Source organism: Stenotrophomonas humi (assembly GCF_001431415.1).
GTDB classification, from domain to species: domain Bacteria; phylum Pseudomonadota; class Gammaproteobacteria; order Xanthomonadales; family Xanthomonadaceae; genus Stenotrophomonas; species Stenotrophomonas humi.
The window spans coordinates 1-15,233 of record NZ_LDJI01000038.1 but is presented as its reverse complement, the minus strand read 5'-3'; the positions used below and the strand labels follow the sequence as shown (position 1 = coordinate 15,233).

General features: G+C 62.0%; 14 protein-coding genes. 5 read left to right on the top strand and 9 right to left on the bottom strand.

Annotation, left to right across the window (positions count from 1 at the left end; translation table 11 throughout):
- The first annotated feature begins 224 nt into the window (after positions 1–224).
- The gene (locus tag ABB26_RS16910) at positions 225–716 is read left to right on the top strand and encodes a GNAT family N-acetyltransferase (protein ID WP_057635888.1); all 492 of its coding nucleotides are present in this window, start codon (positions 225–227) and stop codon (positions 714–716) included.
- A gap of 220 nt (positions 717–936) precedes the next feature.
- Here ABB26_RS16910 and ABB26_RS16905 read toward each other — a convergent pair whose 3' ends face one another.
- On the bottom strand, positions 937–1,920 hold the full coding sequence (locus ABB26_RS16905) for an FAD-dependent monooxygenase (protein ID WP_245626259.1): 984 nt from the start codon (positions 1,918–1,920) through the stop codon (positions 937–939).
- Between the two features lie 188 nt (positions 1,921–2,108).
- Between ABB26_RS16905 and ABB26_RS16900 the strand changes: the two genes are divergently transcribed.
- Both ABB26_RS16900 and ABB26_RS16895 read left to right on the top strand, forming a co-directional pair.
- Positions 2,109–3,014 carry a LysR family transcriptional regulator gene (locus ABB26_RS16900; RefSeq protein ID WP_057635901.1) on the top strand — a complete coding sequence of 302 codons (906 nt, stop codon included), beginning with the start codon at positions 2,109–2,111 and terminating at the stop codon, positions 3,012–3,014.
- 92 nt (positions 3,015–3,106) lie between these two features.
- Positions 3,107–4,147: a cyclase family protein gene (locus tag ABB26_RS16895; RefSeq protein ID WP_057635887.1), complete on the top strand. Its 1,041-nt coding sequence runs from the start codon at positions 3,107–3,109 to the stop codon at positions 4,145–4,147.
- 160 nt (positions 4,148–4,307) lie between these two features.
- Here the strand turns inward: ABB26_RS16895 and ABB26_RS16890 are convergent, their stop codons facing one another.
- Both ABB26_RS16890 and ABB26_RS16885 read right to left on the bottom strand, forming a co-directional pair.
- The gene (locus ABB26_RS16890) at positions 4,308–5,522 is read right to left on the bottom strand and encodes an MFS transporter (protein ID WP_057635886.1); all 1,215 of its coding nucleotides are present in this window, start codon (positions 5,520–5,522) and stop codon (positions 4,308–4,310) included.
- A 32-nt stretch (positions 5,523–5,554) separates the two neighbouring features.
- Positions 5,555–6,781 (bottom strand): MFS transporter, encoded by a 1,227-nt coding sequence (locus ABB26_RS16885; RefSeq protein ID WP_057635900.1) that lies wholly within the window; start codon positions 6,779–6,781, stop codon positions 5,555–5,557.
- 135 nt (positions 6,782–6,916) lie between these two features.
- Here ABB26_RS16885 and ABB26_RS16880 point away from each other — a divergent pair, with 135 nt between their 5' ends.
- A complete protein-coding gene (locus tag ABB26_RS16880) occupies positions 6,917–7,501 on the top strand; it encodes a TetR/AcrR family transcriptional regulator (RefSeq protein WP_057635899.1) in 585 nt (194 codons plus the stop codon).
- Positions 7,502–7,874: 373 nt separating this feature from the next.
- Here ABB26_RS16880 and ABB26_RS16875 read toward each other — a convergent pair whose 3' ends face one another.
- The 3 genes from ABB26_RS16875 to ABB26_RS16865 form a co-directional block, all read right to left on the bottom strand.
- The gene (locus ABB26_RS16875; protein ID WP_057635885.1) at positions 7,875–8,528 is read right to left on the bottom strand and encodes a L,D-transpeptidase; all 654 of its coding nucleotides are present in this window, start codon (positions 8,526–8,528) and stop codon (positions 7,875–7,877) included.
- 158 nt (positions 8,529–8,686) lie between these two features.
- Positions 8,687–8,956 (bottom strand): hypothetical protein, encoded by a 270-nt coding sequence (locus ABB26_RS16870; RefSeq protein ID WP_057635884.1) that lies wholly within the window; start codon positions 8,954–8,956, stop codon positions 8,687–8,689.
- 461 nt (positions 8,957–9,417) lie between these two features.
- The gene (locus ABB26_RS16865; protein WP_057635883.1) at positions 9,418–10,305 is read right to left on the bottom strand and encodes an NmrA family NAD(P)-binding protein; all 888 of its coding nucleotides are present in this window, start codon (positions 10,303–10,305) and stop codon (positions 9,418–9,420) included.
- Positions 10,306–10,349: 44 nt separating this feature from the next.
- Between ABB26_RS16865 and ABB26_RS16860 the strand changes: the two genes are divergently transcribed.
- Complete coding sequence (locus ABB26_RS16860; RefSeq protein WP_245626258.1) at positions 10,350–11,345, top strand: LysR family transcriptional regulator; 996 nt, start codon at positions 10,350–10,352, stop codon at positions 11,343–11,345.
- A gap of 299 nt (positions 11,346–11,644) precedes the next feature.
- Here ABB26_RS16860 and ABB26_RS16855 read toward each other — a convergent pair whose 3' ends face one another.
- From ABB26_RS16855 to ABB26_RS16845, 3 genes are all read right to left on the bottom strand, one after another.
- On the bottom strand, positions 11,645–12,709 hold the full coding sequence (locus ABB26_RS16855) for a DUF2268 domain-containing putative Zn-dependent protease (protein ID WP_152982731.1): 1,065 nt from the start codon (positions 12,707–12,709) through the stop codon (positions 11,645–11,647).
- The gene (locus ABB26_RS16850; protein WP_057635880.1) at positions 12,672–13,523 is read right to left on the bottom strand and encodes a nucleotidyltransferase domain-containing protein; all 852 of its coding nucleotides are present in this window, start codon (positions 13,521–13,523) and stop codon (positions 12,672–12,674) included. The genes ABB26_RS16855 and ABB26_RS16850 overlap by 38 nt, the downstream gene beginning before the upstream one ends.
- Positions 13,524–13,625: 102 nt before the next feature.
- Positions 13,626–14,432, bottom strand: a complete 807-nt coding sequence (locus ABB26_RS16845) for a TOBE domain-containing protein (RefSeq protein WP_057635879.1) — start codon at positions 14,430–14,432, stop codon at positions 13,626–13,628.
- Between the last annotated feature and the right edge of the window lie 801 nt (positions 14,433–15,233).

Sequence of the window (15,233 nt, the reverse complement as noted above, 5' to 3'; positions counted from 1 at the left end):
GAACTCCTCAGCCATATCGCGGAGAGCGTCCGACACGGGATATGCGGACATAGGCTCCAACGAGAATCTCACGGATGTCGGCTTTAGGGCGCATGACTCCCTGCGGCCAGCAGGAGACGCTTGATGTTCGAGCGTCCAATAGCAGTCGAAGAATAGTTTTTCTGCGCTCTTCCTGCACCAGCTATCATCGGGATCAGCATGGCTGATGTGGATGAATCTATTAGATGGACGGACTGACACTTGTCAACGCCACCGCGCAGGATGCGGATGTGGTTTTCAGATTGATGCAGTTGTACTACTTCGAAGCATCGGCTTGGAGTGACGAAGAGATCCTTTCCGATGGTCTTTATGACTGCGCATTCGCCGATGTCCGGTCCCGGTTGCGGAATGAGCCTGCATGGACTCGTCTGATCTGGCTCGACGGCGCGCTGTGCGGGTTCGTCCAGGTGGATGAGGTCGAGCTTCAAGGGCGGCGCCTACCAGAGTTGGCCGATCTGTTTGTCCTGCCCAAACATCGAGGCAAGGGCGTCGCAGCAGCGGTGGTCAAAGACCTTGTGCGACCCGCAACGGGCGAATGGCTTCTGGCCACATTTCGTAAGGACAAGACCGCGCACGCCTACTGGGAGCGTAATCTTCCGAAGATGGGAATGGTGCACAGCATTCCATCCGGGCCAGAAGAAGCAGACTTCCGTCTGTTCCTGATCAGTGCGGGGTGATCAGGCGGACGACAAGGTAGTTGACAGCACGTGGAGCTCGCTTTCGGCCAAAAGCGGACGCTCTGTACCGATTCCCCGGTTCACGACGCCATCGCCAAGAGCGGCCAGGCCTGCTCAGCTCCGCAATAGGTCGCAATGCGGAAGCGATCATCAGACTCCGACCATATGGATACCTCTTCCGCCCTCACTCGCCATATGCCGGCCAAGCCACGATTGCCTTTCAGAGGCGATATAGACTGCCAGCGCCATCCACTGGACTCTGATCGGTGCACGCTCCCATCGGCAATCCCTGCGACCATCCTTCCGCCATCGCATGCGCATCGCGCACCGCATCGGACGCCTTGGCACGCTCATCGCGAATACGGCAGGCCTCTGGGTCGGTGGTGAAAAGCCCCCGCGCGAACACTCGGCCCTGCTCTGCCAATTTTGCAGTTTTTGGCCTGCGGACCGATGCGAAGCGCAGCAGTGCTTCATCCAAACAACCGCCGTTGCCTTCCAAGCATCGCGCAAGATGCCACGCGTCTTCCAACGCCTGGCAAGCGCCCTGGCCCGAGGTCGGCAGCGGCGCATGCGCCGCATCTCCGACCAGCAGAACATTTGCCCGGCTCCGTGTCTTCAGCGGCTCCAGGTCGTGTACAGCAATCCGCTGGATCGAATGCCCCGGTGTGGCATCTATGAGGCGGGCGACAGGGCCGGACCATCCTGCAAACAGATCCATGACTTCTTTATGCAGGTTCGTGGCGGCCTCCTTCCCAGGCAATGGCCGCGCCTGAGCGGCTGCCCAGTACACCAGATCTGAACGGATCGCGACGCAACCAAAACGATGGCCAGGACCCCAGTAGTCCTGGATCCCGATTTCGTTCACCAGTGCATCCTTCCCCTGTGCAACCCCGATCCAGTTCACAAAGCCTTGGTAGATTGGCCTGTTGTCACCTGCGACGAAGCTACGCGCCACCGAGTTCATGCGCCCATCGGCGCCAATAAGCAGATCTGGGCGGATTCGCTCCCCGTTCTCAAACAGCGCCACGCCCCTTCCACTCTCATCCAGCTCAATCGCTACCGCTCGATGTCCGAACTCCACCGGGATACCAACCCGAGCCACATGGTCCAGGAGCACCGCCTGCAGGTCCCGGCGCAGGATCGTGTGGGTCGGGTATCCCATGATCTGGTCCAGCAGGGTGATATCCAGGCCTCGCACTGACATTGGCCGGCCACCCGCTGCCCCGACATCCTCCAACAACCGCCCCCCGCTATCCATGGACGCGTGCGTCCCCCGTCGGATCGACAGGAGTCGCCGGGGCTGAACAAGGCGTGCACCCGGCACAACCGCGCCATCGTTCGACCACCCGCATTTCCGCTACCCTGGGCGCGTTTTTCGCAGCGGGGCTGGCCGTGGATTCCTTCAACCTGATGCGCGCTTTTCGACGAATCGTCGAACGCGGTGGCCTGGCGCGGGCAGCCGAAGACCTAGGCATGTCGGCGGCGGGGCTGAGCAAACAGTTGCGGATGCTGGAGGCTCACCTCGGCGTCGTGCTGCTGCAACGGACTACCCGACGCATGAGCCTGACCGATACCGGCAAAGCGTATTACGCGGAATGCTGCCGTCTGCTTGACGATCTGGATGCACTGGAAAGCGGCATCGCCGATCAGCGCGGTGAGATCAGTGGCCGACTGCGGGTCAATGCGCCGCTGTCGTTCGCACTGAGTACGCTGTCTCCGCTGCTGCCGCGCTTCCTCGCCCAGCATCCGCAGCTGGCGCTGGACCTGGTGATGGAAGACCGGCTGGTCGATACCGTAGGCGAAGGCTTCGACGTGTCGCTGCGGCTGCGTGCGGACCTGGACGACTCCACGCTCGTCGCGCGGCGGCTGGCATCGCTGCAGCAGGTACTGTGCGCGGCGCCGGCTTATCTGCAACAGCACCCTGCCCCCACCACGGTGGAGCAGCTGGGTGACCACACCCTGCTGGCCTACAGCCTGTCCGACTCGCCCGGCAGCTGGCCGCTGCACGGCCCGGATGGCCGCGTCACGGTGACCCAGCCCGCGCGGGTCAATGCCAACAACAGCCTGCTGCTGCGCGACCTGTTGGTGGCTGGCCTTGGCATCGGCGCGCTGCCCTCGTTCCTGGCCGCACCGGCGCTCGCCAACGGCCAGCTGCAACAGGTGCTGGCCGATCATCGCTATCCGCCGCGCATCGTCTACGCGGTCTATCCCACTCAACGCCACCTGCAACGCAAGGTGCGCGCCTTCATTGACTTCCTGCACGAAGCACTGCCGCAGTCCGACGGCCTGGATTGCTGACGCCCAGCGAAAACTGAGCTGCCCGGCGGTGACTGTTTCGCTCCGCGGGCGCTGCCTAACCTGTGTTCTCCCCCGCTGAACCAGGTACTGCAATGTCGCTTCTGTCTCCGTTCCCAGCATCGCGCGTGTGTCGCCGCTCCACCGCGCTCGGCCTGTTGTTGGCCGCAATCTCACCACTGGCCGTCGCGCACCAGAGCCCACCGCCGGAACAGGTGCCTTCCGGCCAGCAGGTCGGCGTCAGTCCGTGGGGCCCAACGGATGAAATCGGCCGACTCAATCTGATCACCGAAGCATCGCGTGCCGCGATCCTGTCGCGGGTCAGCGGCGGCAAGGTCTACGATCTGGCCACCGACTACTACGTCGGCATGCCCAGCTGGCAGGACGCAGGCGACCCGCACTACCAGTTCTGGATGACCCACACCCCGCACGGCACCATGATCGACGACCCCATGGGTGTTGGCGCAGCAATGAATACCACGCGCAGCTACACCGGCACTGCATTCTCGATGTACAGCCACACCGGCACGCATATCGACGCGCTCAACCATTTCGGCATCCACGGTCGCATCTGGAATGGCTTCGAGGCCAGCAAGCACCTTGGCGATCGCGGCTGGAAGGTCACCGGCATCGAGAAATTCCCGCCGCTGGTAGCGCGTGGCGTGTTGATCGACGTCGCCGGCGCCAAGGGCGTGAACATGCTGCCGGATAGCTACCGGGTGACCCGCCAGGACCTGAAGGATGCGCTGCGCCGGCAGAACGTCAGCCTGCAGGAGGGAGACATCGTGCTGATCCGCACCGGGCGCATGCAGCTGTTCAACCAGCCCAAGGCCTACATGGCTAATCCGCCGGGCATGAGTCTGGATGCAGCCCGCTTTCTGGTCGAAGACGGGGGTGCGATTGTGGTGGGCGCCGACAACCTGAGTTTCGAGACCTTCCCCTCCGAAGTGGCTGACGACTATGTGCCACTGCACACCTACCTGCTGGCCCAACAGGGTGCACCGATCATCGAACTGATCGCGCTGGACGAACTGGCCCGCGACAGGGTCTATGAGTTCGCCTTCATTGGTGGGCCACTGAAGATCCGCGGCGGGGATGCCGCGCCGCTGCGTCCGGTCGCCTTGCCGATACGTTGACGACATGGCCCTGCGTTACCGGCCTACGGCCGGCAACGCAGGGTCCCCTGGATGTTCGCAGCCAGGTAGTCGCTTCGTTCGCTGGATGACCCTTGCGATTGGGAGACCGCCTATCGGCTGCTTCGACTTCTGGACAGGAGCAATGATTCAGGCTGTCCGATCAACCGTGCGGATGCGCTTTCAGCCGCTCTGCTGATCCCGACAGCGTACGGGCGCCTATGCAGGCAAGCAGTGCCGCCAATGCCAGCGCCGCGGCTACCCACAGGTTGCCGGTGATCCCATTGTGATCAAGCAACCACCCACCTGCCCACGCCCCCGCCGCGATGCCGATGTTGAACACGCCTACGTACAACGACCCGGCGACCTCCATCGCCCGTGGCGTGGCCTTCATCATCCAGGTCATCAGTCCTACCGAGACGCCTCCATAAGCCAGCCCCCACAACAACAGCACCCAGATGGCGCCACAAAAGGTCGTACCGGCGGAGAGCCACAGCAACGGCGTCAGCAGCAGTCCCACTGAAATTGCCGTCACCGCTGGTCTGGTCCAACGTGCAGCAAGCGGGCCCATCAGGAAATTGCCGGCAATCCCGGCGACGCCGTAAGCAAACAACAAGGGCCCCATCCAGCGCATTCCGACACCGGACCATGCGTCTAGCAACGGGCGCACGAAGGTGAAGACCATGAAGTGACCGGCCACCAACAACAGCGTGAGCAGCAGCCCCCGCTGCAGGGCACGATTGCCCAGCTGTTGCAGGAACATCCGCATGCTCACTCCTCTCGCAACCGGGAGCGCCGGAATGACGCCCAGATGGAGCAGCAACACCAATCCGCTCAGCAGCGACATGCCCGCAAATGCGGCACGCCAGCCATAGGCGTCGCCGATCAGCGTGCCCAGCGGAACGCCCAGCACCGATGCCGCTGCCACCCCACCGAAGATGATCGAGGTAGCCAGACCCACCCGGCATTCGGACACCAGACGTGCCGCCAGCCCGCCGGCAATGGCCCAGATGCCGCCCATGCAGAGCCCCACCAGCGCCCGCGCCATGAGCATGGCCGCCATGTTCGGTGCCAGCGCCGATGCGAGGTTGGCCAGCAACAGCAGGCCGAGCAGTGCACGCAGGATCAACCGACGATCGAGGGCCCCGGCGGCGATGACGACCAACGGCGCGGACACCGCAGCGAGCATCGCCGGCAACGAAATCAGCCACCCGGCGTCGCCGGTGCTGCTCCCCAGTGCTGCAGCGATGGAGGTCAACAAGCCGACGGGCAGCATCTCGGTGGTGACGACGGAAAAGGTAGCCAGGCCGACGGCGGAAACAGCCAGCCACGGGTGCCGCGCAGCAGCCTCGGTGGGCACTGACGATTGGATGGACATGGGGAAGGACCTCGGAGGAAACAGTACCGGCGTCAGCCGGCGTCGGTAACGGGATCGGCGCGGCAATCGTTGTGATCCGAGCGCTGGAGTGCCCGGCTGCTCAGCCATGAGGTGATCAGCACAAGGCCGCCTGCGCAGAGCGCAACGACGAAGCCGGCATGAGGGCCGATGCGATCGACCATCTGCCCGGACACTGCGGCACCGGCCGCCACGCCGACATTGAGACCCGCCAACAGCCAGGTCATGCCTTCGGTCACACGTTGCGCAGGAACCCGCCGTTCAATCAGCGACATCGCCACGATCATCGTCGGCGCGAAGAACAACCCGGCCACCAGAACGGACAACGCCAGCTGGACGGTCCCCGTGGCGTAAAGTAGCGGCAAGGTGGTCAGCGCGGTCGCCGCACCCCCCAGCCACAACTGCCGGTGCAGCGGAAGCGACAGGCGCTGCGCGCCGAACAGCAGCCCTGCCGCGCAGGAACCGAGCGCGTAGGCGGACAGCACAAGGCTGGCTGCACCGGGTTGGCCAAGCGCAGCGGTGAACGCAACACTGGTGATATCGATGCTGCCGACGATGAGGCCCATCGCGATCATCAGCACCACCAGCCAGACCACACCCGGGAAAGCGATCATCGGTTGCTGCCTGTGGGTCGCCGCTTCGATCGACTCCACGGCAGGCTCGGTACTCCGCTGCGCCACCAGCGCAGCGACGCCAATGGCCAGCAGCACCGCCGCGGCCAATACGCCTGCCTGGGGCATCCACGTGATCGACAGGCCCACCGCGATGGGCGGCCCGGCGATGAAGCTGAGTTCATCAAGCACCGTTTCCAGTGAGTAGGCAGCCTGCAACGGCGGACGACCGCGGTGCAGCGCCGTCCAGCGTGCGCGCACCATCGCCGAGATGCTCGGCATGCAGCCAGCCGCCACGGCGGCGGCAAACAGAGTCCAGTCGGGCGCCTCCAGCCACGTGGCGACGGCAAGCAACAGCAATCCGATGACGCTGACGGCAGTCGCGAAGGGCAGCACCCGCCCCTGTCCATGCCGATCAACCAGCCGCGACACCTGCGGCGAGAGAACCGCGTAGGTCAGAACAAACAACGCGGACACCGCGCCGGCCAGGGCATAGCTGCCCCGTAACGAAGACAGCAGGCTGATGATGCCGATGCCCGTCATCGGCAGTGGCAAACGGGCGATCAGCCCCGCCAGAACCAGGCCTGGCGCGCCAGGCGTAGCGAACAGTTCACGATAGGAAGCAGCCAATGAGGTCTCCAATGCGGCCGGACTTGCTTGGCACAGGCCGCGCCACGACAATACATACGGAGCGTATAAATAAGAGACTACATTCATACGCCCCGTATGTAAACAATCATGCATCTCGTCTGCAAGGAGTTCCGGATGGTCCGCCGCACCCGCGCTGAAATGGAAGAAACCCGCGCCAGTCTGTTGTCCACCGCCCGCAGGGTGTTCAGTGAACACGGCTATGCGGCGACTTCGATGGACGACCTGACCGCCCAGGCCGGGCTTACCCGCGGCGCCTTGTACCACCACTTCGGCGACAAGCGAGGCCTGCTGGCAGCCGTGGTCGATCAGATCGATGCCGAGACCGATACGCGCCTTCAGGCGATCAGCAATGCGGCCGAAGATGCATGGGAAGGCTTTCGCCAGCGCTGTGTCGCGTACCTGGACATGGCGCTGGAACCGGATATCCAGCGCATCGTGCTGCGCGATGCACGCGCCGTGCTGGGCGGAGCCTCACCTGATTCGCAGCGGCACTGCGTCGCCTCGATGCAGCGTCTGATCGACAGCCTCATCCAGCGTGGCGTGATCGCGCCGGTGGATGCACGGGCGCTGGCATCGCTGATCTACGGCAGCCTCGCAGAAGCTGCATTCTGGATAGCCGAAGGCGACGACGGCAGCGCTCGCCTGGCGCAGGCGACCGCTGCACTCGAACTGTTGCTGCGCGGACTGAAAACCGCTTGAGATTGCTTCGCGCTGCGCTGAACGACGAGTCGGTTCCGGCCAGGAACGAACATCGACCAAGTCCAGAATCGAGTTGCGCCGCGAAGCTGCTTCAGCATCAATGAATCGTCAGGCCTATTCGCAGAGGCCACTGGACGGAGCAATGCGGACGAGACAAGTGCCGAGCCAAGGCGGCATCGCCCAGCACCTTGGCGGATCGAGCAACCGCCAAGATCAGACGCAACTTCTGTCCGGATTCCCACTGCATGGAAGGCACTGCATCGCGCTGCATACCCGAGGAAGAGGACAGGCCACGAACCGTGTCAGTCGCCTCGCTGCCTCGCACACCAAAGGCAACGCGCCACCTCTACCAGCGGGCTGGTCGTGCACGGCCTCAATGGCTGACTTGCGTCGTCGCGCGACTTTGCGCGAACTCCGGAAACGTCTCCGCCAGCGACGCCTTGTCCGGCAGGATGTAGAACACCCCGCCCCGCTCGAACGTGGAACTGATGATCAGCTCGTAGAATTCGGGCGAAACATTGATACAGCCGTGGGTGACGCGGTTGTCGTCCGGCGAGGGCGATGCAAGACGTTCGGCACGCCTCTCGGCCGGCACGCCGGTGGCGGTCGGGTGGATGGAAACCGCGGAATCGTAGTCCACCCACAGCACGCGCCCAGCGTCGATTGACGGGCCGAAACCGCCTACAAAGCGACCCGCAGGCGTTGTGCGGTCCCGACCCGGAATCTCGCGAAGCGCCAGACCAGCAACGCCTGGCGCCGTGTGATCGCCGGTCGCCGAGCCGAAAAGCCCCGGCGCTGCGCCGCGAAGCCGGCCATCGCCGTCGAATACCAAAATCTGTGCAGCGGCCTTGTCCATGATCGCGAACGGATAGCCTTGGTTATCGTTGCTTGCGACGACCCAGCCTGCGAGCTCGATCACGGTCTCGGACACGTGTTGGTCTGGCGGAAGCTGATCGACAGCGGCCACCGGTTGCGCGGCGCCATCTTCGGCGCTGGCCATGCCGATACTCGCGAACGCCAGCGCCATTGCCAGCGCGCAATGAATGGCTCGGATTGCCGTGTATGTGTACGTACGGATAGGACGGTTCCTTGGAATGAAGACCGTGTAGGGGAAAGGAAACCAGTGGCCGGCAAAGGCCACCGGGTCCCGGACTCAGGCGTTTGTCACCAATTGTGCAAGAGCGATCAACCGCGCGGCGTGCGGCGCGGCGCCGTTTCGAGCTGCTGGACGCGACCTTCAATTTGATCCAGTCGTTGATTGGCCCGCTGTGCGGACTGATTGGCCGATTCGGCGCTTTGGGCCGCGCCCTGCACCTTCGTGTCGAGTTGATCGAGGCGCGAGTTGATCCCTGCAAACTCTTCTTTATAGGTTGCGCAGGAAGCAAGACCTACGGTCGCGACGATCGCCACGCCGAGCGTACGCACCATCACCAACTGTTGTTTGGTCATGAACATTCCACACCCTCCTTCGTTTGGGGAGTCTGGAATATAGCGGCCTTTTTGCCGTAGCCGCGTCCCGCTTTCAGCTGACGTTGGAACACGTGGATGGATTGTGAAGATGCAGCGACCCGCAGAATTGCAGCTCGAATCGAACAGTCCCAACGAAAACCCGCAGCACCTGATCGACCATCACACCGTGTTCGCAGCATCGGTACCCACCTAAGATGAACAGCAGAGCGTCAGGAAGCGAACCATTCCGCACCGATGCTCTTCAGTGACCGCTTCGCCACTCCCAATTCATCCGCGAGAAACCCTTGGCCGCCCCCTCCAAGGCGGCCAAGCCGTCGGCATGATCCCACCCGGGATCGTCTCCACTCCCGCATCGCGCGTGATGCCCGCCCCGGGTGGAAAACCACTGCCTCTTGGGCAACTGCTTCCACCCTGAATGGGCATCTCCATCTACATCCAGGCGACCGTCAGTACGCGAAAGCCTGGCGATGCTTCACGATGAAATCGGCCCAGCGCACGGGCTCGCGGCCAGTGATCTGCTGGAAATTATCGAACGTATCTTCGATGCCTGGAATGGATCGCGCCGCTGCACGCTTGAAGTTGTCATGCACGCATTCCATGTAGGCCATGTTCGCGCCGGCAGCCCGCATGTTCTCCAGGAATATGTCCGGGCTGAGGGCTTCATAGTGGAATGGTTGACCGAGCAGTTCGCTCATCATCGCCGCGATCTCACCGTAGGATTTCGAGTCGTAGCCAAGCCGATGGGTCTGCCCGGCATGTGCTTCCGGCCATGTCAGTGCCTGAGCGGCCACCGCCGCCACGTCATCGCCATCGACCCAGCTGAAACGCGCATCCCCGGTGTATTGCTGGATCACACCGTTGTTGACGGCACGCGTGCCGTCGTAGCTCAGCAGGTTCTGCATGAAGACTTCGGGCCGTAGATGCGTGAATGAGAAGCCGCACCATTCGATGTAGCGCTCCACGAACTGATGCCATGCCCAGTGCCCAACGGTCGCATCGTCGCCGCCGCACGCTCCCAGATGCACCACATGCTTCACGTCCGCCAGCCTGGCCGCATCGAGAAACGCTTTGCTTTGGCGCAGCATGTCTACCGTGTAGCCGGTGGCCAACAGCACGCGGTCAATGCCCCGCAGGGCCGGCAGCAATGTCTCCTGCCTGTCGAAATCGAGAATCACGGTGCGGATTCCACGTGCCTGAAAGGGCGCGGCCTTGGCGGCTGAACGCACTGCGGCCACCGGCGCTACCCGGTCATCGAGGCTGAGATTCCGCAACGTTTCGCCGCCGATCTGGCCCGTTGCACCGGTTATGAGGACTGTCGGTCGTTCGTGTTTCATCAGATTCCCTGGAGTGATTGATCGAATGATGCGAGCAGACTATCGTGGAGTTCGATTCCGTTTATGGATGCTTTTTACGGTCTTTACGGAATCAGATTCCTGCAACTGGAGAAGCTTGGCTGATGCATCCCTCGGAACGCCTGAAAGGCCTCGACGTTTTCGTCTGCGTCGCCGATGCAGGGAGTTTCACGGCCGCTGCCGAGCGGCTCCACCTGACCGCGTCAGCAGTCGGCAAGTCCATCGCGCGGCTGGAAGACCGACTTGGCCGACGCCTGTTCCATCGCACGACGCGACGCATGTCACTTACCGATGCTGGCACTGCGTTCCACAAGACCTGCATCGAGGTGATGGCCAACCTGGAGGAGGCCGAAGTGTCGCTCCGTGCCGAGGACGCCGAACCCAGCGGTCGCGTGCGGATCGACCTCCCTGCGGCATTCGGACGCCTGCAGGCGCTTCCGATCGTTCTTGCCTTCGCGCAGGCCCATCCACTGACACGGCCGCACGTTTCCTTCTCCGACCGCTTTATCGACCCTGTCGATGAAGGCGTGGATGTCATTGTGCGGATCGGAGGACCCGATATCTGGCCCATCACGCTTGGACACCGGCTTCTGGGCAATGAACGGCACGTCTTCTGTGCGGCGCCAACGTACCTCGCCGCACATGGCGTGCCGGCGACGCGACGGGATCTGGATATGCACCGTGGCATCGGCTACGGCCGTGCAGATGGTTCGGTCAGTCCGTGGCGCTTTGCCGGTGAACGGGCCGGGGAAGTCGACTACGGCACGATACCCACCCAGCTCGTAGTGGGTGATGGTGAAGGCCAGGTCACCGCCGCAGTCGCCGGATGCGGCATCACGCAATTGCCGACCTGGTTGATACGTGGCCACCTTGAAGACGGCAGCCTGGTTGAAGTGCTACCGCACCTGGCCACCGAAGGCCTGGCGCTGACCTTGGCGTGGATAAAGAGCCGTGAAGCACTTCCGAAAGTCAGCGCGCTGCTGGAGGCTTTGACACACGGTTTGACACTGCGGATCCGCTAGGCGCCTCTGACATTTCGGCTGGATGGTCTATCAGCGCACGGAGGTCGATACGCGTGGGCTGCTACTGCATCCATTGAGCTGCGTCAGCCAGCTCCCTTCCTTCACGGTGCGATCGCCCCGAAGAAAACCGGGTTGCTCTCTATTCCGTTGCCGCTGAGGCGATGTTGGCAGCTGTTCTTGGCCATGCTCGATGCGTTCAACCGCGATGTCGCGGCATTGCCTCGCTGCGGGCAGGTTGGCGGAGGAGCCATGAATCACATCTGGTTTGTACTGATTGACACCGCCCGCAGCTTGCTTTCTCACTCGATTCCCGATCCCGGCTCCCAGCCGCTGCCCGCCAGAATCGCTCGCGCATCGCTCGTCGTGATGATCTCCTCAAGCGCCTGACGTTTATCCTTGGCATTGGAGTAGTAGGCTTTGGCGATCCGGTAACCGACCCAGTAGCCCAGGTCCTGAGGATTGGACGGGGTGGAGTTGTAAAGCCATTTCGACAGGTCGGTTGATGCCATGTCGGCCTGGAATCTGGTCTCTATCTCCAGTTCCTGCCCCTTCACCAGATCAGCCATGTAGGCGTAAGCGACATCGCCGGTAAGCAGTTCCGTCACAAACTCAGCCGAGCCTTCGACAAGCGACAGATCAAGAACCGTGGGATTCTCCTTGTCAGTCAGTTCCGGGTTCTGTTGAACATGGATGAACTCATGAACCATGACGCGGACCAAGCGATCCTCGACATTCGGATTGATGAAGGTCGTTGCACACAGCGCCTCCAACCCGATGTTGATGCCGTCATTCGGGCCCGCAACCGCCACAGGCCGGCCGCGACCCACCGAGATCGTCACGGGTGGAAATTGCGCTTCTGGATAGAGTTCGGAAAAACGATTCAATGCGCTACCAACGCGCGCTTTGGCGGCGGGCAATGCCGCGACGCATTCGCGTGCCTGCACGTAGATTTCAGGCCGCTCGTTGATGGCTTTGGCGATGCGCTCGCCAGTGATCTTGCGAATACTCGCAAAGTGCTTCAGGCCATCGGTCCCCTGATCCAGATAGTCACGCTGCAGCTGATCCGCCGTCGGCTTGCCATCGGCGGCTTCGTAAATTGCGTAGAACCGCTCCACGTCGCTGGTACTCACGACTGGCTCAGCCCTCGCTGAAAAGGCCAGCATCGAAATGGCTGCCCCGAACCCAAGGACCTTGGCGATTCTCACCGCTACCGGTGCTGGACATTGGGGGGCAAGGTCGGAGAAAGCGACTGCGCATGAATATTGAAACGACGGCACGGTATACCTCTCGAAAGTCGAATCGGAATGGATCGGATTGCGAATGGTGCTACTGCCAAACCACGGGGTGGCTTCGACATGGATCATTCCAGCCTGCGGTGGCACCTTCCAAATACTTCATCGCCGTGCTTTCCGCCGCTTCGTTAGCAACCACGTCGTCCGTTCCAACCGAATTCCGAAGCGAGCGATACAGTTCGACCGCCGTATGGAGACTGCGAATGCATGAAGCAGTGTTGTACGCAGCCACGGTCTCCTGAAGCTGTGTCGCGCGCGATGGCGCTGACGTTTCCACCCGACGTACACCAGCCGGTTGCGCCCCGGCTTCCACGAGGATGAGGGGGCCGAGTACCTTCATGCGGAGAAAGGCAAGGAAATCGACCGCCTCGAACAGCTCGCCGCGCCCGATCTTCAGTGTTGCGTAGTGAATCCAGACCCAGAAACGATCTTCGATCCACTGCAGGTCCGGCATGGGAAAACGGGACTCTTCAGCCTGAAGTACCTGGCTCAGGCGACCGTCTCGCTCCCAAAGTACGGAGAGCTCATCCACACGGGTGGCCGCGTCAGATAGCGAGACAAACTTGAGATCGACATGGAGTGGAGGATTGCCGCCCTCCCCGTCATACAGGCAGATGAGAACCCGTGGCTCGCCGACATGCTCGCCGGTGAAAGCTGCCACCAGCGGTCCCAACCCGGCAGCGATGCGTTGCCGCTCGACCGTGATCGCCGCCATGAAGGACGGCTCCACTGCGATGACAAGATCCAGGTCGCTGAACTCGTCCATCTTTCCATTGGCGAAGGAGCCCGCGGCGGCGACGCCAACAAAACGCTCTTCGCCCTGAAGAAGAGGAAGCGCTCGCTCCAGAAACGCTGCGTGATTTTTGGGGATGCTGGCTGCCTGCATATGCGTCCGCGCCTCAGTCGCGGAATACCTACTGCGTTGAGAACGGCCCATACCTGCAACAACAGGCCTTCATGTTCTTACCGCGACAACAACCGGATCAACTCACCCCGGCACGCCAATGATCACGCTCGATGCCTTGAACAACGCCGTCGCCTTTTCGCCCACCTTCAGCTCCAGCGCCTGGGTGCTTTGGCGGGTGATGATCGCCACCACGGAGCACCCATTGCCGACATCCAGCACGATCTCGTCATTCACCGCGCCCTGGCTGATGCGTTCAACGGTTCCAGTCAGGCAGTTCCGGGCCGAATAGCGCGCCCCTTCGACGACATTGGCAACGATGACCGATGACGCCTTGACCAGGGCGAACGCCTGCTTGCCAACCGCCAATCCCAGCCCTTCCGCACTGCCGTGGGTGATGGTCGCCACGATCTGCAGGTTCGGCGCGACGACGATATGCACTTCGTCGTTGACCGCGCCGGGGACAAGGCTGCCGACATAGCCGTGGAACTGATTGCGAGCGCTGGTGTTCATGGCGATCCTCCGGATCAGATTGAGATCGTCCTGCAGGCCCGATGCCTGGAGTGATTCCAGAAAAATACGATGTTCGCGCTCGATCTGGGTAAACCGCTGGATCAGGTCGCGTCCGCGATCCGTCAACTGGGCCCCGCCGCCGCCCTGGCCGCCCACCGTGCGTGCGACCAATGGCTCACCGGCGGCGGTGTTCATGGCGTCCACGGCGTCCCAGGCGTTCTTGTAGGTCATGCCCATGCGCTTGACGGCCTGGCTGATCGAACCGCAGGCATCGATCAGGCCGAGCAGTGCGAACCGTCCCTGCCCGCCCAGGCTTTGCCCGGCGATGCTCAACGACAGGTTTCCACTCAACTCGACCGCCTTGTCGGCATCACTCATCGCCCGCTCTCCTCGCTCTCCGCCAGGCGCCAAGTGTAGGCGGCAACGCGACTGGCCCGGGTTTGATTTTGGTCAAGGTGCCCAGGCCCGCCAAAGCAGAGAATCCGGGCATCGGCCACGAGGTTGACCTGTTCCAACCGTTATATCATTTTGGATATAGCGAATCTGAGGAATGCGAGAATGCGCCCCTGTCGTTTCGTTCTGCCGCTGTCTGCGTTGTCGCCGCTGCCACCAAGTCCGGAGTGACGGCGATGGCAGTCTGGCAAACGATATTGCGCCGCTCACCTGCCGGGCGGAAATCGCCGGTACGAAGTCTCGAAGCATTTCGCCAGCGACGAAAGTAGGTTCATCAACATGCTCATCGGATAGTAATGGCATCATGGAACAGCTCTCTATGCGTGGTCTTGACTTGCATCAAGTGGAGCGAAAACCGTCTTTCACGTTGACTGCCCCCAAGTTGAGGTTGCAGAAATGATGCTTGGTCAAAGGTCATTACCTTGGAGCTAGACAACATCGCTATTGCAAAGGAACATAGAAAAAACACTGAGTACCTGCCATGGATGCCTCCTCCCTTCAGCTGTATATTCCGCTCCCAGCCAAACCCTTTGAGCGCGTCCTGCGGGATTTATGGTATGTGACCACCAGGCCCGCCAATGCCTTATGGGTAGACCTGACTGACGACGACATAAAGCAGGTTGAATCGCCCAGGATTTCGTAGACACCTCGCAGCCATAAACTATGGCTTAGGCGGAGGTGGTTATGAGTACGAAACGTTACACGGATGAGTTCAAGATCGAGGCG

What these genes read in the sequence shown, in the direction of transcription:
- ABB26_RS16895 (WP_057635887.1), top strand. Translation starts at nt 3,107, where the DNA reads ATGTCGCTTCTGTCTCCGTTCCCAGCATCGCGCGTGTGTCGCCGCTCC.
- ABB26_RS16875 (WP_057635885.1), bottom strand. Translation starts at nt 8,528, where the DNA reads ATGGCGCTGGCGTTCGCGAGTATCGGCATGGCCAGCGCCGAAGATGGC.
- ABB26_RS16890 (WP_057635886.1), bottom strand. Translation starts at nt 5,522, where the DNA reads ATGTCCATCCAATCGTCAGTGCCCACCGAGGCTGCTGCGCGGCACCCG.
- ABB26_RS16855 (WP_152982731.1), bottom strand. Translation starts at nt 12,709, where the DNA reads ATGATCCATGTCGAAGCCACCCCGTGGTTTGGCAGTAGCACCATTCGC.
- ABB26_RS16880 (WP_057635899.1), top strand. Translation starts at nt 6,917, where the DNA reads ATGGTCCGCCGCACCCGCGCTGAAATGGAAGAAACCCGCGCCAGTCTG.
- ABB26_RS16905 (WP_245626259.1), bottom strand. Translation starts at nt 1,920, where the DNA reads ATGTCAGTGCGAGGCCTGGATATCACCCTGCTGGACCAGATCATGGGA.
- ABB26_RS16845 (WP_057635879.1), bottom strand. Translation starts at nt 14,432, where the DNA reads ATGAGTGATGCCGACAAGGCGGTCGAGTTGAGTGGAAACCTGTCGTTG.
- ABB26_RS16910 (WP_057635888.1), top strand. Translation starts at nt 225, where the DNA reads ATGGACGGACTGACACTTGTCAACGCCACCGCGCAGGATGCGGATGTG.
- ABB26_RS16850 (WP_057635880.1), bottom strand. Translation starts at nt 13,523, where the DNA reads ATGCAGGCAGCCAGCATCCCCAAAAATCACGCAGCGTTTCTGGAGCGA.
- ABB26_RS16865 (WP_057635883.1), bottom strand. Translation starts at nt 10,305, where the DNA reads ATGAAACACGAACGACCGACAGTCCTCATAACCGGTGCAACGGGCCAG.
- ABB26_RS16870 (WP_057635884.1), bottom strand. Translation starts at nt 8,956, where the DNA reads ATGTTCATGACCAAACAACAGTTGGTGATGGTGCGTACGCTCGGCGTG.